The organism is Pseudomonas sp. CIP-10 (assembly GCF_020911845.1).
GTDB classification, from domain to species: domain Bacteria; phylum Pseudomonadota; class Gammaproteobacteria; order Pseudomonadales; family Pseudomonadaceae; genus Aquipseudomonas; species Aquipseudomonas alloputida.
The window spans coordinates 169,594-188,086 of sequence record NZ_CP087161.1; the positions used below are offsets into that span (position 1 = coordinate 169,594).

15 protein-coding genes are annotated in these 18,493 nt (G+C 56.5%); 7 read left to right on the plus strand and 8 right to left on the minus strand.

What is annotated here, in order from left to right:
* Positions 1–2: 2 nt before the first annotated feature.
* Positions 3–659 carry a hypothetical protein gene (locus LMH93_RS27910; protein WP_023383517.1) on the plus strand — a complete coding sequence of 219 codons (657 nt, stop codon included), beginning with the start codon at positions 3–5 and terminating at the stop codon, positions 657–659.
* Positions 660–775: 116 nt separating this feature from the next.
* Positions 776–1,723: a hypothetical protein gene (locus LMH93_RS27915; protein ID WP_023383516.1), complete on the plus strand. Its 948-nt coding sequence runs from the start codon at positions 776–778 to the stop codon at positions 1,721–1,723.
* A 2-nt stretch (positions 1,724–1,725) separates the two neighbouring features.
* Here the strand turns inward: LMH93_RS27915 and LMH93_RS27920 are convergent, their stop codons facing one another.
* On the minus strand, positions 1,726–3,189 hold the full coding sequence (locus LMH93_RS27920; RefSeq protein ID WP_175442762.1) for a RepB family plasmid replication initiator protein: 1,464 nt from the start codon (positions 3,187–3,189) through the stop codon (positions 1,726–1,728).
* Between the two features lie 1,770 nt (positions 3,190–4,959).
* Positions 4,960–5,427, minus strand: a complete 468-nt coding sequence (locus LMH93_RS27925) for a hypothetical protein (RefSeq protein WP_023383514.1) — start codon at positions 5,425–5,427, stop codon at positions 4,960–4,962.
* 356 nt (positions 5,428–5,783) lie between these two features.
* Here LMH93_RS27925 and LMH93_RS27930 point away from each other — a divergent pair, with 356 nt between their 5' ends.
* Positions 5,784–6,044 (plus strand): xenobiotic compound monooxygenase A subunit, encoded by a 261-nt coding sequence (locus LMH93_RS27930; protein ID WP_023383513.1) that lies wholly within the window; start codon positions 5,784–5,786, stop codon positions 6,042–6,044.
* 1,603 nt (positions 6,045–7,647) lie between these two features.
* On the opposite strand, the gene LMH93_RS27935 is transcribed toward LMH93_RS27930, so the two are convergent.
* The 4 genes from LMH93_RS27935 to LMH93_RS27950 form a co-directional block, all read right to left on the minus strand.
* Positions 7,648–8,685: a ParB/RepB/Spo0J family partition protein gene (locus tag LMH93_RS27935; RefSeq protein ID WP_023383512.1), complete on the minus strand. Its 1,038-nt coding sequence runs from the start codon at positions 8,683–8,685 to the stop codon at positions 7,648–7,650.
* The gene (locus LMH93_RS27940; protein WP_023383511.1) at positions 8,682–9,803 is read right to left on the minus strand and encodes a ParA family protein; all 1,122 of its coding nucleotides are present in this window, start codon (positions 9,801–9,803) and stop codon (positions 8,682–8,684) included. Before LMH93_RS27940 ends, LMH93_RS27935 begins: the two co-directional genes overlap by 4 nt.
* Positions 9,804–10,185: 382 nt before the next feature.
* Complete coding sequence (locus LMH93_RS27945) at positions 10,186–11,337, minus strand: tyrosine-type recombinase/integrase (protein WP_054893896.1); 1,152 nt, start codon at positions 11,335–11,337, stop codon at positions 10,186–10,188.
* Complete coding sequence (locus LMH93_RS27950) at positions 11,334–12,002, minus strand: hypothetical protein (protein ID WP_023383816.1); 669 nt, start codon at positions 12,000–12,002, stop codon at positions 11,334–11,336. Before LMH93_RS27950 ends, LMH93_RS27945 begins: the two co-directional genes overlap by 4 nt.
* A 962-nt stretch (positions 12,003–12,964) precedes the next feature.
* Between LMH93_RS27950 and LMH93_RS27955 the strand changes: the two genes are divergently transcribed.
* Positions 12,965–13,990, plus strand: coding sequence for a DNA-binding protein (locus LMH93_RS27955; RefSeq protein ID WP_023383815.1), 1,026 nt, complete (start codon positions 12,965–12,967; stop codon positions 13,988–13,990).
* A gap of 165 nt (positions 13,991–14,155) precedes the next feature.
* On the opposite strand, the gene merR is transcribed toward LMH93_RS27955, so the two are convergent.
* A complete protein-coding gene (merR, locus tag LMH93_RS27960; protein ID WP_003089120.1) occupies positions 14,156–14,554 on the minus strand; it encodes an Hg(II)-responsive transcriptional regulator in 399 nt (132 codons plus the stop codon).
* 74 nt (positions 14,555–14,628) lie between these two features.
* Here merR and LMH93_RS27965 point away from each other — a divergent pair, with 74 nt between their 5' ends.
* From LMH93_RS27965 to LMH93_RS27975, 3 genes are read left to right on the plus strand one after another with little or no spacing between them, the layout of a single operon-like run.
* A complete protein-coding gene (locus LMH93_RS27965) occupies positions 14,629–14,979 on the plus strand; it encodes a mercuric transporter MerT family protein (protein WP_003089115.1) in 351 nt (116 codons plus the stop codon).
* A 12-nt stretch (positions 14,980–14,991) separates the two neighbouring features.
* The gene (gene merP / locus LMH93_RS27970; RefSeq protein WP_003150552.1) at positions 14,992–15,267 is read left to right on the plus strand and encodes a mercury resistance system periplasmic binding protein MerP; all 276 of its coding nucleotides are present in this window, start codon (positions 14,992–14,994) and stop codon (positions 15,265–15,267) included.
* Between the two features lie 7 nt (positions 15,268–15,274).
* A complete protein-coding gene (locus LMH93_RS27975) occupies positions 15,275–15,487 on the plus strand; it encodes a GDCCVxC domain-containing (seleno)protein (protein ID WP_003089113.1) in 213 nt (70 codons plus the stop codon).
* Positions 15,488–15,499: 12 nt separating this feature from the next.
* On the opposite strand, the gene LMH93_RS27980 is transcribed toward LMH93_RS27975, so the two are convergent.
* Positions 15,500–18,493: a Tn3 family transposase gene (locus tag LMH93_RS27980; RefSeq protein WP_003299771.1), complete on the minus strand. Its 2,994-nt coding sequence runs from the start codon at positions 18,491–18,493 to the stop codon at positions 15,500–15,502.

Here is an 18,493-nt window from a genome sequence, read left to right on the forward strand (position 1 = left end):
TAGTGAACCCAGGGCTCCGCCTATATCAGGCCATAATCGATAGATCTGAACTGCTATCGCTCCCCTTCCAAGAGGCTAGCAAGGCCTGTGGTTTCACCGCAGACACGCTGGCCAGTTGTTTTGGGGATGAGTCAAAAGCCAAACCGCGCCCCCTCCATGACGTACTGGATCGAAAACGAATCGACCTTATTGCTGCATTTCTTCATTGCTCGGGGTTCCGAGTTCTGCAGATGGCGGACGTTTTTCGCTGGTCGGACTACTGTCTGATTCAGCAGTCAGCGGTGTTCAATTCGAAAGCTGTCAGCCAGAGCCATGAGACCGCGGCCTATTTCGAAGAGGTCACGAAGGCAGACGTCGCCTCATCCCCGATTTTCATTCTGGATGAACTGATCGCAGCCACTTGGTCAGAAGACCTGAAGGAGGCCGCCGAGAAAATCGATGTGCCGTATGAGACGCTCAACTCGTGGCGCACAGGTCGCCCTAAGCCCTCCCTCCGCGATCTTGCTGCTATCAGGATCGTAGCAAAGCGTATTGATCTCGGAACCCCAGTGATCATGATGGCGTTGGGCGTACTGGCGAAATCTGATTTCCAGCTGGATGGCTGCTCCGTCGACATTGAAGACGAGCTAAACAAAGCCCTGGATATAGACATCCTGTAGTATCTTTTGCGTAGTTATTCCCAAATGGGATATAACACGTATTGATAAGAAAAGACCCTATTGCTAGTATCCGTAAGGCTACGAACGGTATTTTACTGAGCCAAGGGTTCTTCTTTATGCGTTTCGATGCCCAGTCTGCATCTGCCAAGCTCTCTAGTTTGCGAATTCCTGCACCCGACATCGAAGTGCTCGATGAGGTTTACAAATCAGAGGGTGATGACCTCACCGACGCGATCGATCGGGCAAAAGCCGGCGACAACTCAGCCCTGCACTATCTTCGTGGAGTTTTCTTCACGATTCTACCAGGGTGTACCGAGCGCATCCTCCAGGCCAAGCTCCCACAACCATCCCTCCCAGTGCTGATCAGCATTGGGAAATCCGAGGGCCCGCAGTTCTCTCAAGATCTCAAACAATGGGCCAATGGTGGTTACGTAGACTCAGATGTTGGTCAGTCTCTGTGCGAAATCTACCGGAACGCTCATTCGCAGCACAGTGCATCCCTGGAACCAGAGGTGCTGATCGAAGCTGCGGATATTGAGGCTGCCGAGGAGCCTGTCACTTCCGACAATGCCTGCGAGCCTGCAGGCGAGAAGACCTTTGTTACTCGGCACGTGTACGGCGGAAAGGTCGCCGTTTGCTTCCAGTCCGATATGACCAGGGGCGGTGAGCACACGATTAGGATCGAAGCCGCGGAGTCGACCGCATCCAAGAGATTCAACTGGTCTGACAAGATCAGCATTCAGCTATCTGGACGCGAGCTGCCTGGCGTGCTGGCGACCTTCATGCAAATGCAGACAAAGTTTGATGGGAAAGGGCATGGTGCACAAAACGAAAAGTGGTTCACGATCGAGAATCAGCCCGGGAAGGTTTTTCTCTCAGTGAATACGAAAGGCCGGCCACCTCGATCGGTGCCTATCGGGCCAGGCGACTGCTTTGGCGTGGTGACTCTGCTCATTGAGCAGATGCTGAAGAACTCCCCTTTCCTCTCCGCTGATACGCTGTTGAACATTGTCCAGCGCACCGCACAGATAGCCCCGCAGCCGTCCTCGAACGGCCACAGATAGCTTTAGATCTTCGCTCCACCCAGCAAGAATTGCAGGAGTGTTTCCGAGCTTGGGGTCTCAGGGAAACGCTCCTGGAACTGGATCGCTACCAAGCAATTGATCACCATCGTGTTCAAACCCTTCGACCGGTATTGCGAGTAGGCCAGATCGTCTTTGCGCAGCTCGGTCTCATATTTCTCCGCAAGCTCTTTCTTCTGCTCGTCCGACAGTTCCATGAACTGGGCGCGAATAGCTTCACGCTGAGCTGCTCCCCACTGCTCCAGCAGGTCTGCCATTTGGTTCGATGGTGCTGCTTTCGGCGCTTGCGATGGCGCCTGCGCCGGCTTCGACTTCTCACCGGTTTTAGAGGCGGCTGGCTTTTTGCCCCTGCCTGGTTCCGCGGCCTTCTGTTGAGTTGGCGCCTTGGCGTAGTTGTTGGCTACTGCAGCCTTGAAATATGCCGCTGGACTTGCAACGTTAGCCCCTTCCTTGCGCATCTGTGCCTCGGTGTAGTCAGCTTGCGCAAGCAGGTACTCTTCATCGTGAGTCATGCCAAGCTCATCGATATCTTTTTGACTCAAGGACAGTGCTTTAAGGCGCTTTGACACGTCCTGGCTAACCAGCTCTGGTGATGGTCCAAGGTCTAGGCCAGGCTGAATCAGTGTCTCCAGCTTGAACCAAAGCTTGTCCATCTTCCGGTTTAGCTTTGTGACGTGCGGTGAGATGCGGAATCTGCGTTCAATGCTGTTGACCTGGTCGATTGCGCGACCCAGCATTTTGTTGAAGTCGCGAAATTCGGCATGTGGCGTAGCAGATCCTGACAGCACAACGCTCCACTCAGACCAATGTGCACGGTACGTCTCTCCCATGGGTGAGCCGAGGTAGCGAGACGTGATCTCGTGCAGAGTGAGAGCAGAGAAGCTGGAGAAGTGGTACTGCATCCGCAAGTCGATCAAGTTGAAGATCGCTGGGTCGAGTAGCCGGCGTTTCAGATCCGGTGGGAACGAAAAGCGAAGGGTCTGGCCATCTTCCAAGATGTAGGCTTCAGCGATCAGGTTTGCGATGCCCCATTCGCTCTTGCGCCCAGGGCTTTCACCCTTGTAGTCAAACTCCACCTGGGTCTGAGACATGCTCACGAGTACCTTCTTGAGGTAATCACGGCTGTTCGACGTGGTGTGTCCAATGTTGTCCTCGACCTGTTTGATCGGGATCTCATGAACCATCTCCTCTCTCGGCCGCTGCTGGGCGAATTGAAGGAGGGTGTTGTAGAGTTTTCGCTGAAGGAATGTGAAGTCACTGGCGGCAGAGACGTTTCGCATCGAGAGGGCTTCGGTTGCCTTTTTCAGCTCTACGGCTTTGGATGGCTCTACATCACGAACGACCTGGAGCTTGGGTGCCCTCTTGCGTTTAGCTGGACTGGTATCCGTTGTCGCTCCGGCTGTACGCTTTGCTCTCGGAGCTCGCGGTGTGGGGGTTTCTGAGTCCATGTGAATTGTGCCATCGGTGACTGTGGTGGCACATTACTCGAACGTATGACTTCTGGTCAACGAAAATACGGTTCCAACGTCAGTGCCCAATTGTGCCATCCCTAGGTACCGCTTTTGCCCTTCGCTTTTGACTCAAAAAAGCGATAGCAAAAAACCTACAACAGCTTGTTTCTGTTTTCACTGCTTTTTTAAAGCTTTGTTAGTGAATCACTCAAACCCTTGATACACAAGGGCTCTAGCCATTTTTCTGTGCCATCTCCAGGGGAAACAGTGCCATCCTCCGAGACTAATGTGCCGGCGGTAGATGGCTCCGGTGCCATCCTTAGAAACATGTGCCACCTTTAGACCCGTACTGTGCCATCGCTAGGCGATCTCGTGAATTGTGCCACTGGTAGGCCTGTGGCTTCCTAGCAATGGCACAATTGGGCCAATCCCAGTAAATACGGGCTTTCCAGCCATTACTGATGATCGATTTCGCATCGGCACCCTCCCTAACGATGGCACTCTTCAGCACGATTCGTGGCACACGAACGCAGCGATCTGCCGAAATTGCTTTAGCAGTGCTCTAACAATGGCACATTTCGTTTCTTCAGCCTTATCAGACACCTACAGAACCCCTCCTCCCCCTGACGATGGCACAATTGATGTTCTAGGGAGGTGCGACTCCCCCCTTAGCCCCCCCTAATAGTGGATTGCCACGACGCATAATGACTCAACCTGTTTGAACTAGTTGAACGAAGCCCGCGATCGGCATCGTTGATATAGTTTTCACTGTGAAAAGTGGCATAAGACTGATGGGGAGACACTCGAAGCGTGGCACATTTGGCTGGGTGGCCACTGCCCTTACCTCATCTAGAGATGGCACATTTCGGACGGCTTCCCAATTTTGCCCACTAACCATGGCACATTTGGGCAATTTCGATCTGTCGTGCCTCTAGAGATGGCACATTTCGCTGTTTCGCCCTGTGATCAGACAGCCAGGTCCAGGGAGGTCCGCGCCTACGAAGGACGCCACCTCTAGCCATGGCACAATTGGCGGCATGAGGTTTTCACGTGAAAACACTGCAGGCGGTCCCAGCAGGTCACCTCGATCAAGAGCCCTGGGTCACTTGAGCCATGACAGAGAGAAAAAGGGGGGCGATCGAGTCGACCAGGCTACGAAACAAGATGTCAGGCTCATGCTGCGTCTGATGGAACGAGCATGGGCGATAACGGGGGAATAGGACACCATTGCCAGAGTGCCCGTGGCCTTATCGGGAACAGCCGTGTTGCCGGCCTAATTGGCGGGAATAATGTATCTGCTCGGCCTGGCAAGGCCTCCTAAATGGCAGTCGGACCGAGCGAGCCCGCACGCAGCTAAAGCCCGGGCGGTAACCAGGTGCGCAGAACACGCTCTCTCTATGGGTATGGGCAGCATGGCCCTGGTCTTGATCGGTTGCAGTCTTGACTGGCCTCGCGCCGGCAGTGCCTGCCTACACGGTACCCAAGACCAGTAATGAAGGGCTGCATGATTATGTGGGCCGTATGTTGTGGGCGGCCTGGTCACATATGGCAGAGAGCGCCAATGACGCTGTGAAGGCCCAATTGCAGTCAGAGTTTGAGCTTTCGACCGCTTCGCGGAAGTCACCCTCCTACAGCGGTTAAGCCTGGGTAGTAAGCTGAGGTCCATTGCCGTTGAGATGAAGGGCCAGTACCTCGTGATTCGACTTCGAAGCTGCCTGCGGAAATGAACAGGCAAAAAAAAACCCCGCTAAGCGGGGTCTGGGGTTATCAGAATTGGAACCGAGGATCACCTGTATCCACTAGACCATCCTGAGCTGGGTTTGCATGCGCAGCAGCGTCAGCTGCTGGCGACGGCTGGCTCACCGGTCTAACCTTTGGTGTAACCGAAAGGCTGATGAATGGTGCACCACCATCCACGCCGTCTTTGCGCCAGCCTGCAATGCGCATTTCGTGGTTGAAGCCGAAGCTACCCGCGTAGTCGGGACCTTTTTCCTTCTTGTCAGCTTCCTTGAACAGGCTGGCATTGATCCCGCCTACTGACAGTGAGTAGAACTTCTCGTTCGAGCCGTTCTTCTGCTTGAGCCAGACCGCTACCTCAAGCTTCAGCTTATGGCTGCGCTCCTTGTTCAGCGGGAACTCCATATAGCCGATCATCACGGGTGCTGCATCAGATGTGCGGTTCTTGTTCTCGAAGATGGTTCCGGAGCCTTCGCTCAATACCAGTGCAATAGACATGCGTTTCTCCTGATCTTTTGGGGGCGTATGCGCCATAGCTTGCACTGCTGTTATGCAGCACATGGTTTTGTATTCGACGCATAACACGTAAACGTACTTTTATTGAATCCTATGGTAACAGATTGATCTGCTTGCCCCACGCCCTCTACTCTACAAATCAAAGGAGGACCCCATGCCAGGCCAAGCATACGCACCGTCTATGTACTGGTTACGTTGGGCAGGCGAGAACAATTGGGCGGTTCATCTATGCACTTCACCTAAAGTCCTTGATGACCGGGGGCCTGATTTTCACTGTGAAATGGCTAATTTATGAGCTCGTTTCATCCCTACGTTTCACAGTGAAATGACCACGCGAGTTGATTGACGGCCCGGTACCGGAATCGAACCTGGAGATCGTCGGGCTGCGCAGCACCGCGCAGATGTACTACGAGACCGCCCAGCGAAAAGGCCTGAGCATTCTTCAGCTGTGCAAGCGCATCGCTTGGAAGGCCCAGGAGCACCTGGCCATCGTCAGCACCGGTCAGGACGTGGGCGACAAGATGGAGGCTTGGGTCGAAGAGGAACCCGCCGATAGCGTCAACATCGCGCCCACTCACTTATACCCATGGCATCGATGATTTCGTCGAGTACGTGCTGCCCCGAATTGCGCCGCCGGCCGGATCCGCTTCCGCGAGAAATACGAAGGCAGAACGCTGCGCGAGAAAACAGCCCTGACCGTGCCTTAAAGCCGCTTCGCCTGGTCCTGGCCGGAGAGTCGTCATCATGTCGCCGGCCTTGATTCAAACCGAACCCGCCCCGGTATCAAAGGTAGCCGGTGATCCGCCTCTTTCCGCCGTTGCCTGGGGCAGTACGCTACGGGCAACGGCGGTGGTCACCGCGTGCAGCGGGGCACAGCTCAATGGCATGACCATCGACTCGGGACCCTCGCTGTATGAACCCAAAAGCAGCAGGTTCTTAACAAGCTGGCCCGTTATCTGGGCTCTTGGTTGTGAGTGTTTTCACTGTGAAACGCACAGCTTGATCCAGCAGCCGGCACGGATTTAATGCACTGCCGTTAACCCTGTCGATCCTCGCATCCCCTATGACCGTTGGGCATGGTGGAGAGCAGTTCGCGGTAACCGCTCGTAATGGTGTGCCACCCCGCGGGTTTTCACTGTGAAAACGTCGGAATGCCGCCAGTGGCGCGAATTGCACCACGGAGCTGATTAAGCCAGGACAGTTCGATACCTGTTTACGTACTGAGCTGCGTTTTGAATCCATGAGTTCCCTCACCGAGGTGAAGCTTTTCACAGTGAAATAGAAACCCGGAACCTGTCCGTATATGAAGGGGGCCGCGGCTTTTCACCGTGAAAAGCTCGATGCCAGATTGAAGCCAGGCGCGCAAAGTCGGATCACTCATGTCCATTTCCTTTGGATCTGCAGGCACTACCCCAGACCAGCAACCCGTAGTCTTTTCACCGTGAAAAGGGAGGCGGAAATCTATGGGCATTCACAACATGCACATTCCTGGACGCTGGCTATTCAACTCGGCAGTCGGCTGCTCATAACTTGAGTCTCCTAGAAGATGTCCGGTAGCACCCGGCTTGGTAAGGAGTTCCGCCCAAGTGCCCGAGCGCACTTTTCACCGTGAAAAGTGGGGATGGGTCGGTGCTCGGCAACTTGCCAGCTGCGCCGGTGATGTCTGGATCGCAGGAGCAGAACGAGACTTCTGGGCACGACTCGGAGAAGGAAGAGAGCAGGTGGAAGCCGATTACCTTTTCACTGTGAAACGACCCGCATTACAGCAATCGGCGGGAGCGCGTCGAACTGTGAAATGGTTTGGCTAGGAGAAGGGCTGCTAGAGCGTTTCACAGTGAAAAGCATGACGGCGTGACTTCATTCATCCAGCAAATGAGCTGGCTATGCGGTGCGCAGTGAGCAGTGAGCAGTGTGAGGTGTGCACTGCATAGTAAACACTGCACAGTGCGCAGTTGGTAGTGAGCGCTGATGGAGGGAGCTGCTACATAGTTGAGATGGGAATAGGGGCTAGTTTTTCACAGTGAAACGCCTAGGAGGGGGCGTTATTTTTCACTGTGAAAAATAGCCAGGAGGACAAGAAGTGATGTGATCCGAGACCGAGCTTTTCACAGTGAAACTACGAAAAACTCAACAATATCAGTGGATTAAAAAAGGAAAGGCGAGGGCGCCTTGCCGCCGGAGGGACCGGCGGCGGAAGGGATTTTAACTACGCGTTTTGAGCATCTCCTCGATGTATGCGAGGACCTCTGCGGGATCAATGCCTTTGGGAGGAGTGAGAATCAACTTGCGCCCATCGATACGGGCATCCAGCTGGGTGCGTTCCTTGTAATCGATTTGCCGCGGAGGAACAGGGGCCTGAGGTGATGTCTTGCGCCGAATCTCACCTTTGGCCCAGTTGATTGCGCTGTCCTGGGATGCACCTTCTTTAATACGGTTTGCGGCGGCCAGAACGGTTTCAATATGTCCCTTGTCAGCCAAAGCAACCATATCGGAGACAACCCTGTTACCAATCAGGTCAGGATCTTCTTCCAGCAGTGAAATGACACCCTCAGGCAACTTGAAATAAGCAAGGCAGCGGCTGATCGTGGCCATGCTTCGACCGACACGGCGGGACAACTCCGCCTGGGACTGTACAACCTTGTCATCGAGAAGCTTCTTGTAACTTGCACCACGCTCGAATTCAGTAAGGTCTTCCCGGGCATCGTTGTCCGTAACGGACAAGATCGCCGCTTCCGCATCCGACAGATTCCGGATGAGCGCGTAGATGTAGGCTTTTCGGAGCAGCTCATGAGCCAGGAACCGGCGCTCACCAGCAATAAGCTCGTAAGTACCGTCAGCAAGAGGGCGAACGATAATCGCGTTGTTGAGGCCTTTATCTTCAATCGTGTTCGCGAGAAGGCCGAGTTTCTCGGGGTCAAATTTGCGGCGTGGCTGATACTTCCCGCGGCGTATGAGCGTCAATTGCAAGAACTTTGCCTCGCCTGGCAAGCGCTCGCCGCTCAAGAAAATGTCATCCAAGCCCGGCTGGTGAACGTGATCAGCATCAGAAACCGGTGCACGTTCCAGCGGCTCCGCTGAACTGTCCCTTTCTTCATCAAGGTGCAAAGAACTGAGCACCTCGCTCATCGGCCGGAGGTTAGCTTCCGGAATAACCTTCGGAACATGTACGCCCTGGATGCTAGACGAACCCTCCGCCGGCGCGATCACAGTAGGCTTGCCGATCGGGCTAGAACTCCTCATTTACCCTTCTCCAGGACTGTTTTGATTCGGCCAACCATTTCCTCGAACACATTGCGGAACGCGACCAAAGAGTTCTCACCACCTTGTTTCCAGAGGGAAAGAGGTACGCCGTCTTCCAGGCTTTTCGAGTAGTCCTCGGAGTGGAAGAGCGGTTGTTCCGTAACCTTCCCTGGGAACAAACTGGACAAGCGAGCGAGGTTCGCTTGTAGGCGGGGGCGGTTGCGCATGTACATGGTGGGAACTGCAACGATCTCTGGAGCCCGACCGAAATCGGTGCTCATTTCATTGATCTTGTGGGCCAGTCGAGATAGCGCACGGAAGGAGAATTTGTCCATACGGATTGGGCACAGCAGGAAATCAGCTGCGGCCAGGCTGTTCCGGGATAGCATGGTTCCAGAAGGTGCGTTATCCATGATGATCACATCATAGCTTGATAAGTCGCAGTGAGGGAGCTGACCTTTGCGAGCTCGTTCGATGAACAGTGAGTACCGGAAGTCGGCACCCTGGGCGTTACGGAGCACAACGTCCATATCGTCCAAGGAATCGTAAGCTGGGATGAGGTGGGGGCCGTGCTCGCCAAATGGTTTTTTGATCACTTGGTCCAGGGTCATTTCTGGGAAGTTTCCGAGACGGATCAGGTTCCCGAGGTGGCCCTCTACTGCTCTGTCAGCAGGAAGGCCAAGCTCTACAAGCTCCTCGGTAGTCTGGTCAGGGTCATAGCCCAGCATGCTGGACACGTCGGCTTGAGGATCGTTGTCAATGATCAGGGTCTTGAAACCTGCCAAAGCGAACTCGATGCCGATATTGCAAGTGGTGGTAGTTTTCGCGGTCCCACCTTTTTGGACGTAAGTCGAGCAGGTGATTGGTCTCGAAAACCCTTTAGTGTTCCCATTTGCACGACGAATCGACGCAATCAGGAACATGTCAGCTAGCGTGTAGCTCCTGACCTCTACGGATCCGCGTGCGACACGTGCGATGTTGAGGTCGTGTTCCTTCTCGATGGCTTTGAGTGTCTGCGTGCTGATCATCAAGCGTTCAGCCACAAATTGTGGGGTGAAGGTTAGCTGAGTGAAATCAGTGAAGATGTACTGATCGAGTGGCGCAGCAGCTGAAGTCATGTGGTTTACCGAGGTCAGGTAGGTAGGATGGCCGCATTTTCATACGAATCCATACGGTCAGACAAGAAAAAACGCATTTCTACCTGATAGAGATAGAACACTTACTGAAATCTGTCATCTGGTAGTGTCTGGGTTAAAACGCTGTCAACCAGATGATTTTGGGTAATTAACTGATTTAGCGACAAAAATATCGAGGGTAGGGCGCTCAGATGTCCGTCGTAACGGAGAGGGCTCTATGCGGAGGACGTACACTGCAGGTATGAGAGTTGTTCGTCGAAAATGGTCGGACGATGCTTCATCCCTCACAGCAGCCGGGCCATCAGCGAAGGGTGGCCTTGGCAGCCACCGTCACTGATTCAACAACACTGAGGCCTGGAGATATTTACCGGTGTAGTCGAGGGGTGCTTAGGGTTTGAACGACACCCGCATGCAAAGCGTCGTCCTCCGTATGCAGGTAACGACTGGTGGTTTCGATTTTGCTGTGACCAGCCAGAGCCTTGATCATCACCAGGTCACCAGTAGCTTTGGCAAGGTGACTGAAGCACGAGTGGCGGAGCCAGTGCGTTGAGGCCTCCTCAAGTCGATCGGCCAAATCGAACTGGCTGCGCTCTATTGCCAGGGCTGCAGCACGATGCATGATCTCTTTGACTGCTTTCAAAATGGTGTCGTTATGCGCGCGTTTGAGCTTTGAGTTCGAGGCGAGGAGGAGGGGGGTTGTGTCCTTCACTGGCACCTCACGTGACAACCCGAACGCGTGGCGATACTGCAACAAGTCCTCATAGAGGTCTTCGGATATCGGCACATCTCTAACCTTGTTTCGTTTGCCCAGCACCTCCAACCACAGAGTACCGCTTGCTGATCGCCGGATTTTGCCCATGGTAGCGCCGGTCGCTTCGAACGTTCGCACGCCGGTCATGTAGAACAAGCTCAACATGAAATGGTCGCGAGCTCGTTTGAGTGGGCTTTTTGTAGCTGCGATAGCCTCAAATGCCAAGCCTATGGCTGCCTCGGGAAGCAGCCGTTTGATCGTCAAGTCGACGTCGACTTGGGGCTTGGCCACGAGCGACACTGGGTTCGCTTTAAGGCGTCCACCCTGGATCATCCACTTGTACATGCTGCCGATCTGGATCAGGGCGTACTGCTGCGACGCTTTGCTAAGTGGTCCAGCGAACGGTCTCCAGTCTGGATGAGAGCGCTTGTGCTTTGTATGCGATACCCAAACCTCAGCCGGCTGTGGGTCAGCCATAAAGCCGATGTACTGGGTGATGTCCATCACAGTTATTTGGGAGAGCTGTTTACCCAGGGTGTGCAATGCCCAGAGGATGAACCGCTCCACTTCCTTCCGCATAACCCGTTTAGTCTTAGGGTTCGTTCCTTTGGCATGGAGCCACATCCAAGCTGCTTCGATGTCGTTATCTGCCTGGATCACATCGACCTGGTCAATGACGTCGACAGGCTCGCGATCAAGCAGCGCAACTTCTGACTTGGCCTGGAGGTACGGAATTCTGTGTATGGCTGGAGTGTTCGTGTTCATCGTAAGTCTCGCGTTTTGCCGTTGTAGACAAGCCAGTCGTCAATCTCATCGGGCTCGAACCATCGCTGCGAGCCTGATGGTGCTTCGCACTGGTACTCTTCCTGTACGCCTCCAGCCGAATCGACACCTTCCCGTGTTGCAACCACTACCAGAATGGACCCGAACGTCGCAAAGTTGTCGATCTCGCTGTCGACGACCAGCTCGGCACCGCGGGATAGGTAGCGCCTCCAGCGATAGCCGTCTGTGGCGACCCCTGCGAACTCTTCGTCATCTTCGTCGTCATCATGATTCCAAGTGAAGGGCTTATCAGCAGCTGCAGAGCTTGCGACCGCTACTGGCACCTCGATCGGTGCATCTTGCACCTGAGTGATCTTGCGCTGCCGTTTGGCTGGTGGCGCCAGCACCATGCGAGCTGCTTTCACCGCAGCCTGTTCGTTTGGGCTCAGCGTTGGTAAAGCCCGGGCCAGGTCGTCCCATTTGAAGTCCCTGTCCTCGTCGGCAGCGATGCGGCTCATGTGCTCTGGACGAATTGACCAACGGCATGCCACATCAGCCATGCGCCAACCCTTATGTAGGATCAGTTGCTTGAAGTCATCTCGGGACAGCTTCCCAGGGCGCAGGAGCAGCAGCCCACGAGAAATCTTTGCATTTTTGGCTTGATCCACAGCGCAAGTCTTTTGTTGTGAAATCCCTGATTTTAGGGGCATTAACGATGAAATCAAGTAGTTGGATGAGCCAGGTTGGCTGCGCCCGTTGAATCCTGAGATGAGCCCAGAAGATGGATTTTTTACGTGCTCCTGTGTGAAATCTGGTGATGTTAGCCCCTGCGAATTGATCAGAATCGACGTAGGAGCGTCTTCGGGGTCCGTACATCCCAGTGGTCGCCGCGGCTTATGAGCAAGGTACCGTGGGGCTCTGTCCTCGGAAGTAATACTGAGGACGTTTCCGGAACTGATTCCTGGACCGTTGCGTTCATCCTCCAAGTTCACGAATTACTTCCCGCCGTTGGCAGCCATGCCTCAGACGTCTGGATCACCGCCGGCGCCAGACTGCTCAACAAGACGGTTTTGCCTGGGCGTTTGACCCAGGAGCATCAGTGAGGCTTTGCCAATACAGCAGGTTTTCTGCAGCTGATCGGGCAATGATCGGGTTGCGGCCGCTCTGTGCTAGGGTTTGAAAAGTGTCCATGGTTCGTTTCAGCTATGGTGCCCCGCAGATCCGGTGCTGCCTTGCTTTCGCATTTTTGGCCGTGGCTTCGCATTTATGGCTGACGTTGATGCTTGATCTCCAGCGCAAGCAAATTTGTCAGAACCCCTTTGTTCATAGGGGTTAACGAGTAATCAAAAACGCCTCTTTGAAAAGCCAGCTACTGATAGCGATGGGCTTTTGAAGGGGCGTTTTTTCTTGCTTGAAAAAACTCGTGATAATCGGAGATATTCACGAGTTTTTCATTTTTCGGATACGTTACGTATGATATCCAATACGAATTTGTTGTTTTAGAGACGTGAGTGTATGCTCCCCTCTAAGGCCAGCCCCCTCCCTGTGAGGAGCGGCCAAGGCACGTACTGGCCCCTCGCCGAGGTCGCCGGCTCCTAGTCTCCCGACCCTATCTCCAAGGATACGCCTCATGGCCAACACCGGACTCCCATCTGACAAAAGGCTGAGCACCAGAGATCTTGTCCACCTTTACGCGAGAGAGCTGCTTGATGCGGGTCGCGAGGTTCGCCAGGCGGAAATTCGCGAGTGCATATACATTCACCATGACCTCAAAGCCTCGCCCAATCTGGTGAACGAGGAAATCAAAAGGTTCTGGAGTGAGACCGGCCCTATTCTGAGCGCCAGGCTGCGAAGACCTGGTGTTCCAAACGCAGTGTGCGAAAAGCTTGATGAGATCTGGGATGTCGCTCTAAAGGCGGCCGAGGAGACTCATGCGGTTGAGCGCAAAGCGCTTGAGACGGCGACAGCGGCTGCCGTTGATGCCGCCAAGGCGGCGCAGGACAATGAGCGGGCAGCTACTGCTAGCCTTGAATCCCAGAGCAGAGAGCTCGCTGGCCTCATCGCGGACAAGGAGCGGTTGACCGATCAGCTGGATCAGTCGAGTGCTTATATTCGGCAACTTCAAGCTGAGGTCGCAGATCTCAACAAGAGACTCACTGCCGCAAGTCAGGCTCATGGTGAGGAAATCAAGCGCCTGCAGGATGTGCACAGTGGCGTAGTTGAGCGTGCCCAGGACATGCATCGCGGAGAGCTTGAGCGCCTTCAGCAGCAGCTCCAATCAGCAAACGATGCGACTGAGTCTGCACGTGCGAAGGCCGAGACTGCGCGGATTGCCGCGGAGGAGCACCTTGAGAGAACCGAAAACCACCTGATGATGGAGACCGCCAGGGTTCGGGATGAAGAGAGAGGCAAAACAGAGAAGGTCGGCAAGGAGCTGCAGCAAGCTTTGACGCTCATCGACCAGCTGCGGATTCAGCGCTCGAAGGCCACTGACGATGCCGCTGAGACCCGCGGTCGTCTGGAGGTTACCCAACAGAACCTGAGCGCCCTAGAAGCACAGAACAAGGAGCTGCGTGAACTGAACAGAACCCTGCAGGCCGCTCTGCTGGAAGGCTTTAGAGGTGGTAAAGCAGCAGCTTCTGGCACGGATGAATAGTTTGCTGAATTGACATTTTGTCAATTTGTCAAGTATTTCTTGTGGTTTTCGGATGAAGGGTGGTAGTTTAATAAGGGGTTTGGGGAGCAATGGAACCAAAAACCAACGTAAGCTCTGAATCCCACCGTAAAGGGGCTTTCCGATCTCCAGCTCACCCGCCAGGCATTACTCTCTGATCAGTGCCTCGATGATCGGGCAGATCGTTCCGCCGTCTCCCGCATCACATTGCTGCACCAGTTCGCCTAACAGTTGCTGCATGACGACCAAGTCGGCCATCTTCTGCTCGATCAACGCGAGCTTGCGTGCAGCCCGTGCTCGCGTTTCGGCACAGGCGCACGACTCATCCAGCGTCAGCAGTCCACCGACTTCCGAGAGCGTGAAACCCAGCGCCTGAGCCCGCTTGATGAAACGCAGTCGCTTCACCATGTCCACCGGATAGCGCCGATGGCCACCCAAGGGTTTGGCTGGTTCATCCAGCAGCCCGCGTCGCTGGTAGTAGCGGATCGTCTCGACGTTCACCCCGGCGGCGTCTGCCAGCTTGCCAATGGTCAGCTCTGTGGCCATCACTTTCTCCTTGATTCCGTACTTTGGTACGGAGTTTAGAATAGCACCTAGGCAATCAGGCTCAGGAGATGGGAATGGGGATGCAACTCACCGGGAAAGGCTCGCTGGTCGCGAGTTCGCTGACCGCCATCGGTGCGTCGGTGTGCTGTGTCGGGCCACTGGTGCTGTTGGCACTCGGTGTCGGCGGTACGTGGGTGGGCGCTCTGACCATGATGGAGCCACTACGCCCCCTCTTCATCGGGTTGACTCTACTGTTCCTGGGATTGGCATTCCGCAAGCTCTACCTGGTGCCACAGGTTTGTACGCCAGGTACACCCTGCGCCGATCCGCGCACGCTCGTGCGACAGCGACTCGTGTTCTGGATCGTCAGCGTGCTGCTGCTCGGCCTATTGGCCGTGCCGTGGCTCGCCCCGCTGTTCTACTGAAGGAGATTAACCATGCGCAAACTGCTGATCGCCGTGCTTTTCGCCTTGCCCTTCGTGGCGCTGGCGGCTCCCCCGAAAACCGTCACGCTCGACGTGCAGAACATGACGTGCGGACTCTGTCCGATCACGGTCAAGAAGTCGCTGGAGAAGGTGTCCGGCGTGAGTGACGTCCAGGTCAATTTCGACCAGAAGACGGCGACCGTCACCTACGATCCCGATAAGGCCCAGCCCGAGGCACTGACTGAGGCGACCGCGAACGCGGGATACCCCTCCACAGTGCAGAAGTGAGGTCACGATGAGCGCCATTGTCCTTGAGTCCGTGCTGACTTGCCCGCGCTGCGGCTTCGCCAAGCCGGAAACCATGCCCACGGACGCCTGCCAGTTCTATTACGAGTGCAGCAACTGCAAGGCGCTGCTGCGCCCCAACCCAGGGGATTGCTGCGTTTTCTGTTCGTTCGGCTCGGTGAAGTGCCCGCCGATCCAGCAGCAGCTTGGGTGTTGCTCATAGCGTTTAGGGGGATCACAGGTCGTCGTCTGGATTACGCAGTGGCCGCAGCTCGCCGCGCGCAACTTCTTCCGGTACCGCAAAGGAATACCGCCCGAGCATGTTGATGTGCTCGTAGATCAGCGGCGATAGCCGGGCCAAATCCTCTTCCAGCACTGGATAGCCGTGCTGCTTGAGCCGTTCCACGGCCGCCGTCATGTAGAGGGTGTTCCACAGCACGATGATGTTCACCACCAGGCCCAGAGCACCGAGCTGGTCTTCCTGGCCTTCGCGGTAGCGCTGGCGGAGCTCGCCGCGTTTGCCGTGGAACACGGCGCGGGCCAGGCTGTGCCGGCCTTCGCCTCGGTTCAACTGGGTCAGGGTGGCGCGGCGCTTGGACTCGTCGTCGATATAGGTCAACGTGTGCAGAGTCTTTTCGATCCGCCCGAATTCGGCCAGCGCCTGGGCCAGCCGGGTGGGTCTATCTCCCGTTTGCAGCGTGCGCATGATGCCAGTCGCCGGCACCCGGCCGAGTTTGAGCGAGCCGGCCAGGCGCAGCAGGTCGTCCCAGTGCTCGGCGATCAGGTCGAGTTTGACCGACTGGCGGGCCAGCCCGTTGAGCTTGCCGTAGTCCGCGTCCGGGCGCGTGCGCCAGAAGCGGGTACCGCCGACATCGGCCAGCCGCGGACTGAAGTGGTAGCCAAGTAGGCGGAAGAGCCCGAACACCACATCGCTGTAGGCCCCGGTGTCGGTCATGATTTGCGTCGGCTGCAACTCGGTCTGCTGTTCCAGCACGACCGCCAGCAACACCAGGCTGTCGCGCAGCGTGCCGGGCACGGTGATGGCGTTGAGGCCGGAGAATTGGTCGGAAATCAGGTTGTACCAGGTGACACCCCGGCCGGTGCCGAAATACTTCGGATTGGGGCCGGCATGCACGGTGCGCACCGGTACGACGAAGCGCATGCCATCGGCGGAGGCGACCTCGCCGCCACCCCAGACTTGGGCCAGTTCCAGTTGGCTTTGCGCTCCGACCAGGATGGCGTTAGCCGCTGACAGGGTGTCGTCGCGGATATAATTCTGGCTGACCCAGGACAGCCGGTCACGGCGCAGCGCCGGGTTGTCGGTGCGGATCAAGGGCTCCAGGCCGGTGTTGCAGGCCCCGCCCAACAGCACCGCGCAGAGGCTGGTGACCAGGTTGTCGGCGCGTGCATTGCGTTCGGAGACATGGGTGAAGGCCTCGGAAAAGCCAGTGCGGGCGGCGATTTCCAAGAGGATTTCCGGCAGATCGACACGCGGCATCAGGTCAGACACGGCCGCCCGCAGTTGCAGCAACGAGCAGGGCTCGTCCAGCTTGTCCAGCGCCCCGAGCGACAGTTCGGTCTTGCCCTCGGTGTTCTCGCTCAGTTGAATCGCCGGGTTGTCGGGCAGGCGCGCGGCTACTGCCAGCCAGGTTGCATCCAGCTCGACGGACAAGGCGTCCAGGGTGGTTTTGGCGTCGATGGTCAGGCCCAGTGACCGGCAGATGATCGGTCGCGCCGCCAGCCATTCGGCACCGTCGAGCAGGCCAAGACGCGGGTCGGCATAGCGCCAACTGGGCGAGACGAAGACATCGCGGCGGCGCAGGGCCGTGCGCAGCGCATCGAGCGTGCAGAACACATAGGCACCCATGTCGAGGGAGCCATCTTCGCGGGTGATGTGCTTCTGCCAAGCCTTGGCCACGATCTCCTGCGGCGCGTCATCCTCTGGCTTCCGGCGCGGCAGGTTCAGTTGCAGCCACTCCAGACTAGCCGCCACGCCCTTGCCGGCCGGGCTGAAGCCGAAGCGGATGTGCTTGAGCAGGTCGGGCAGGAAGCGGCGCACGCTGCGGTAGCGCGCTTCCAATGCAAGAAAATAGACGTCATCTACCGGGCGGATCAGCGCGTTGACCTCTTCCAGGGCCTTTTCCAGGGTGGTCCTCGGCAGGTCGTTGAACAGCCGGGCGCGCACGTTGTCATCGCTGATCGAGCTGTCCAGCACGACCTTGCACGCGGCGGCGAGCGTCGCGGCCGACCGATCCAGGTCTTTCAGGCTGCGCATGCGGGCTTTCTTGTCGGCCTTCTCCGCGTTGCTGAACAGGTCGCGCAGCAAGGCCTCCAGGACTTCCAGTGCGTCGTCGTGCGCAGTCGCCTCCAGGCAGAGTGCGAAGGCCACCAGTGTCGCCATCCGCCGCGACGCCGGCAGCCGATTAATCGCGGTGACCTTGGCCGTGTTGGCGAAGCGGGCCAGGGCGGCGATACGGCTGGGAGGGATGTGCGCCGCCGCCGGCAAGGTGATGCCGATGCCGCGCACGTCATCGAGCCGGCGCAGTGCCCGAATCAACGCGGGGCCACTGACCATGACCGGGCCGGAGCGCAATTGATCCAGCCGGGAGCTGCGGTTGCCTTCGGCCACCGTCAGCAAGTCTTGCAGTTGCAATCGCTGTTCCTCAGTCACGCTGCGGCCCAGCGTAAACCAGAGGCGTTCTTCGACCCGACTGCGCAACTGGGCGATAAAGCGCTCTAGTTGAGACACACCAGGCAGGAGGACTTTCTGTGTGAACAGCCACGAGGTGGCTCGCTCAAACAGCACTCCCGGCCGGTCGGTGCCCGTCCAGCAGAGGGCATACAGCCAGCGGCTCAAGCGAAAGCCGATGCCCGGATCGGTGAAATGACGATAGCCAAAGCGGTTCTGAATATCGGTGGCATGTATCCAGCGGCGATGATCGCTATAGCGCTGGAGGCAGTCGGGGTCTGGAATCGCCAGTTGTCGGCAAAGCACCTGCAGGACTTCCACCGGCACGGCGGCGGGCTTGTCCGGCAGAACGCCAACGAAGCGGACGGTGGTCAGCAGAACGGCATAACCCAGACGGTTATGGTTACCCCGCAGCACCTGGATGGCTTCACGGTCTTCATCGCTCAGGTGGAAGTAACGTTCCAGCTCTTCACGGCTGGGCGAATCAACATAGCGGCCAAAACCGTCGCGTTGCTCTTGAGTCAGAAAACCGACCGGCAT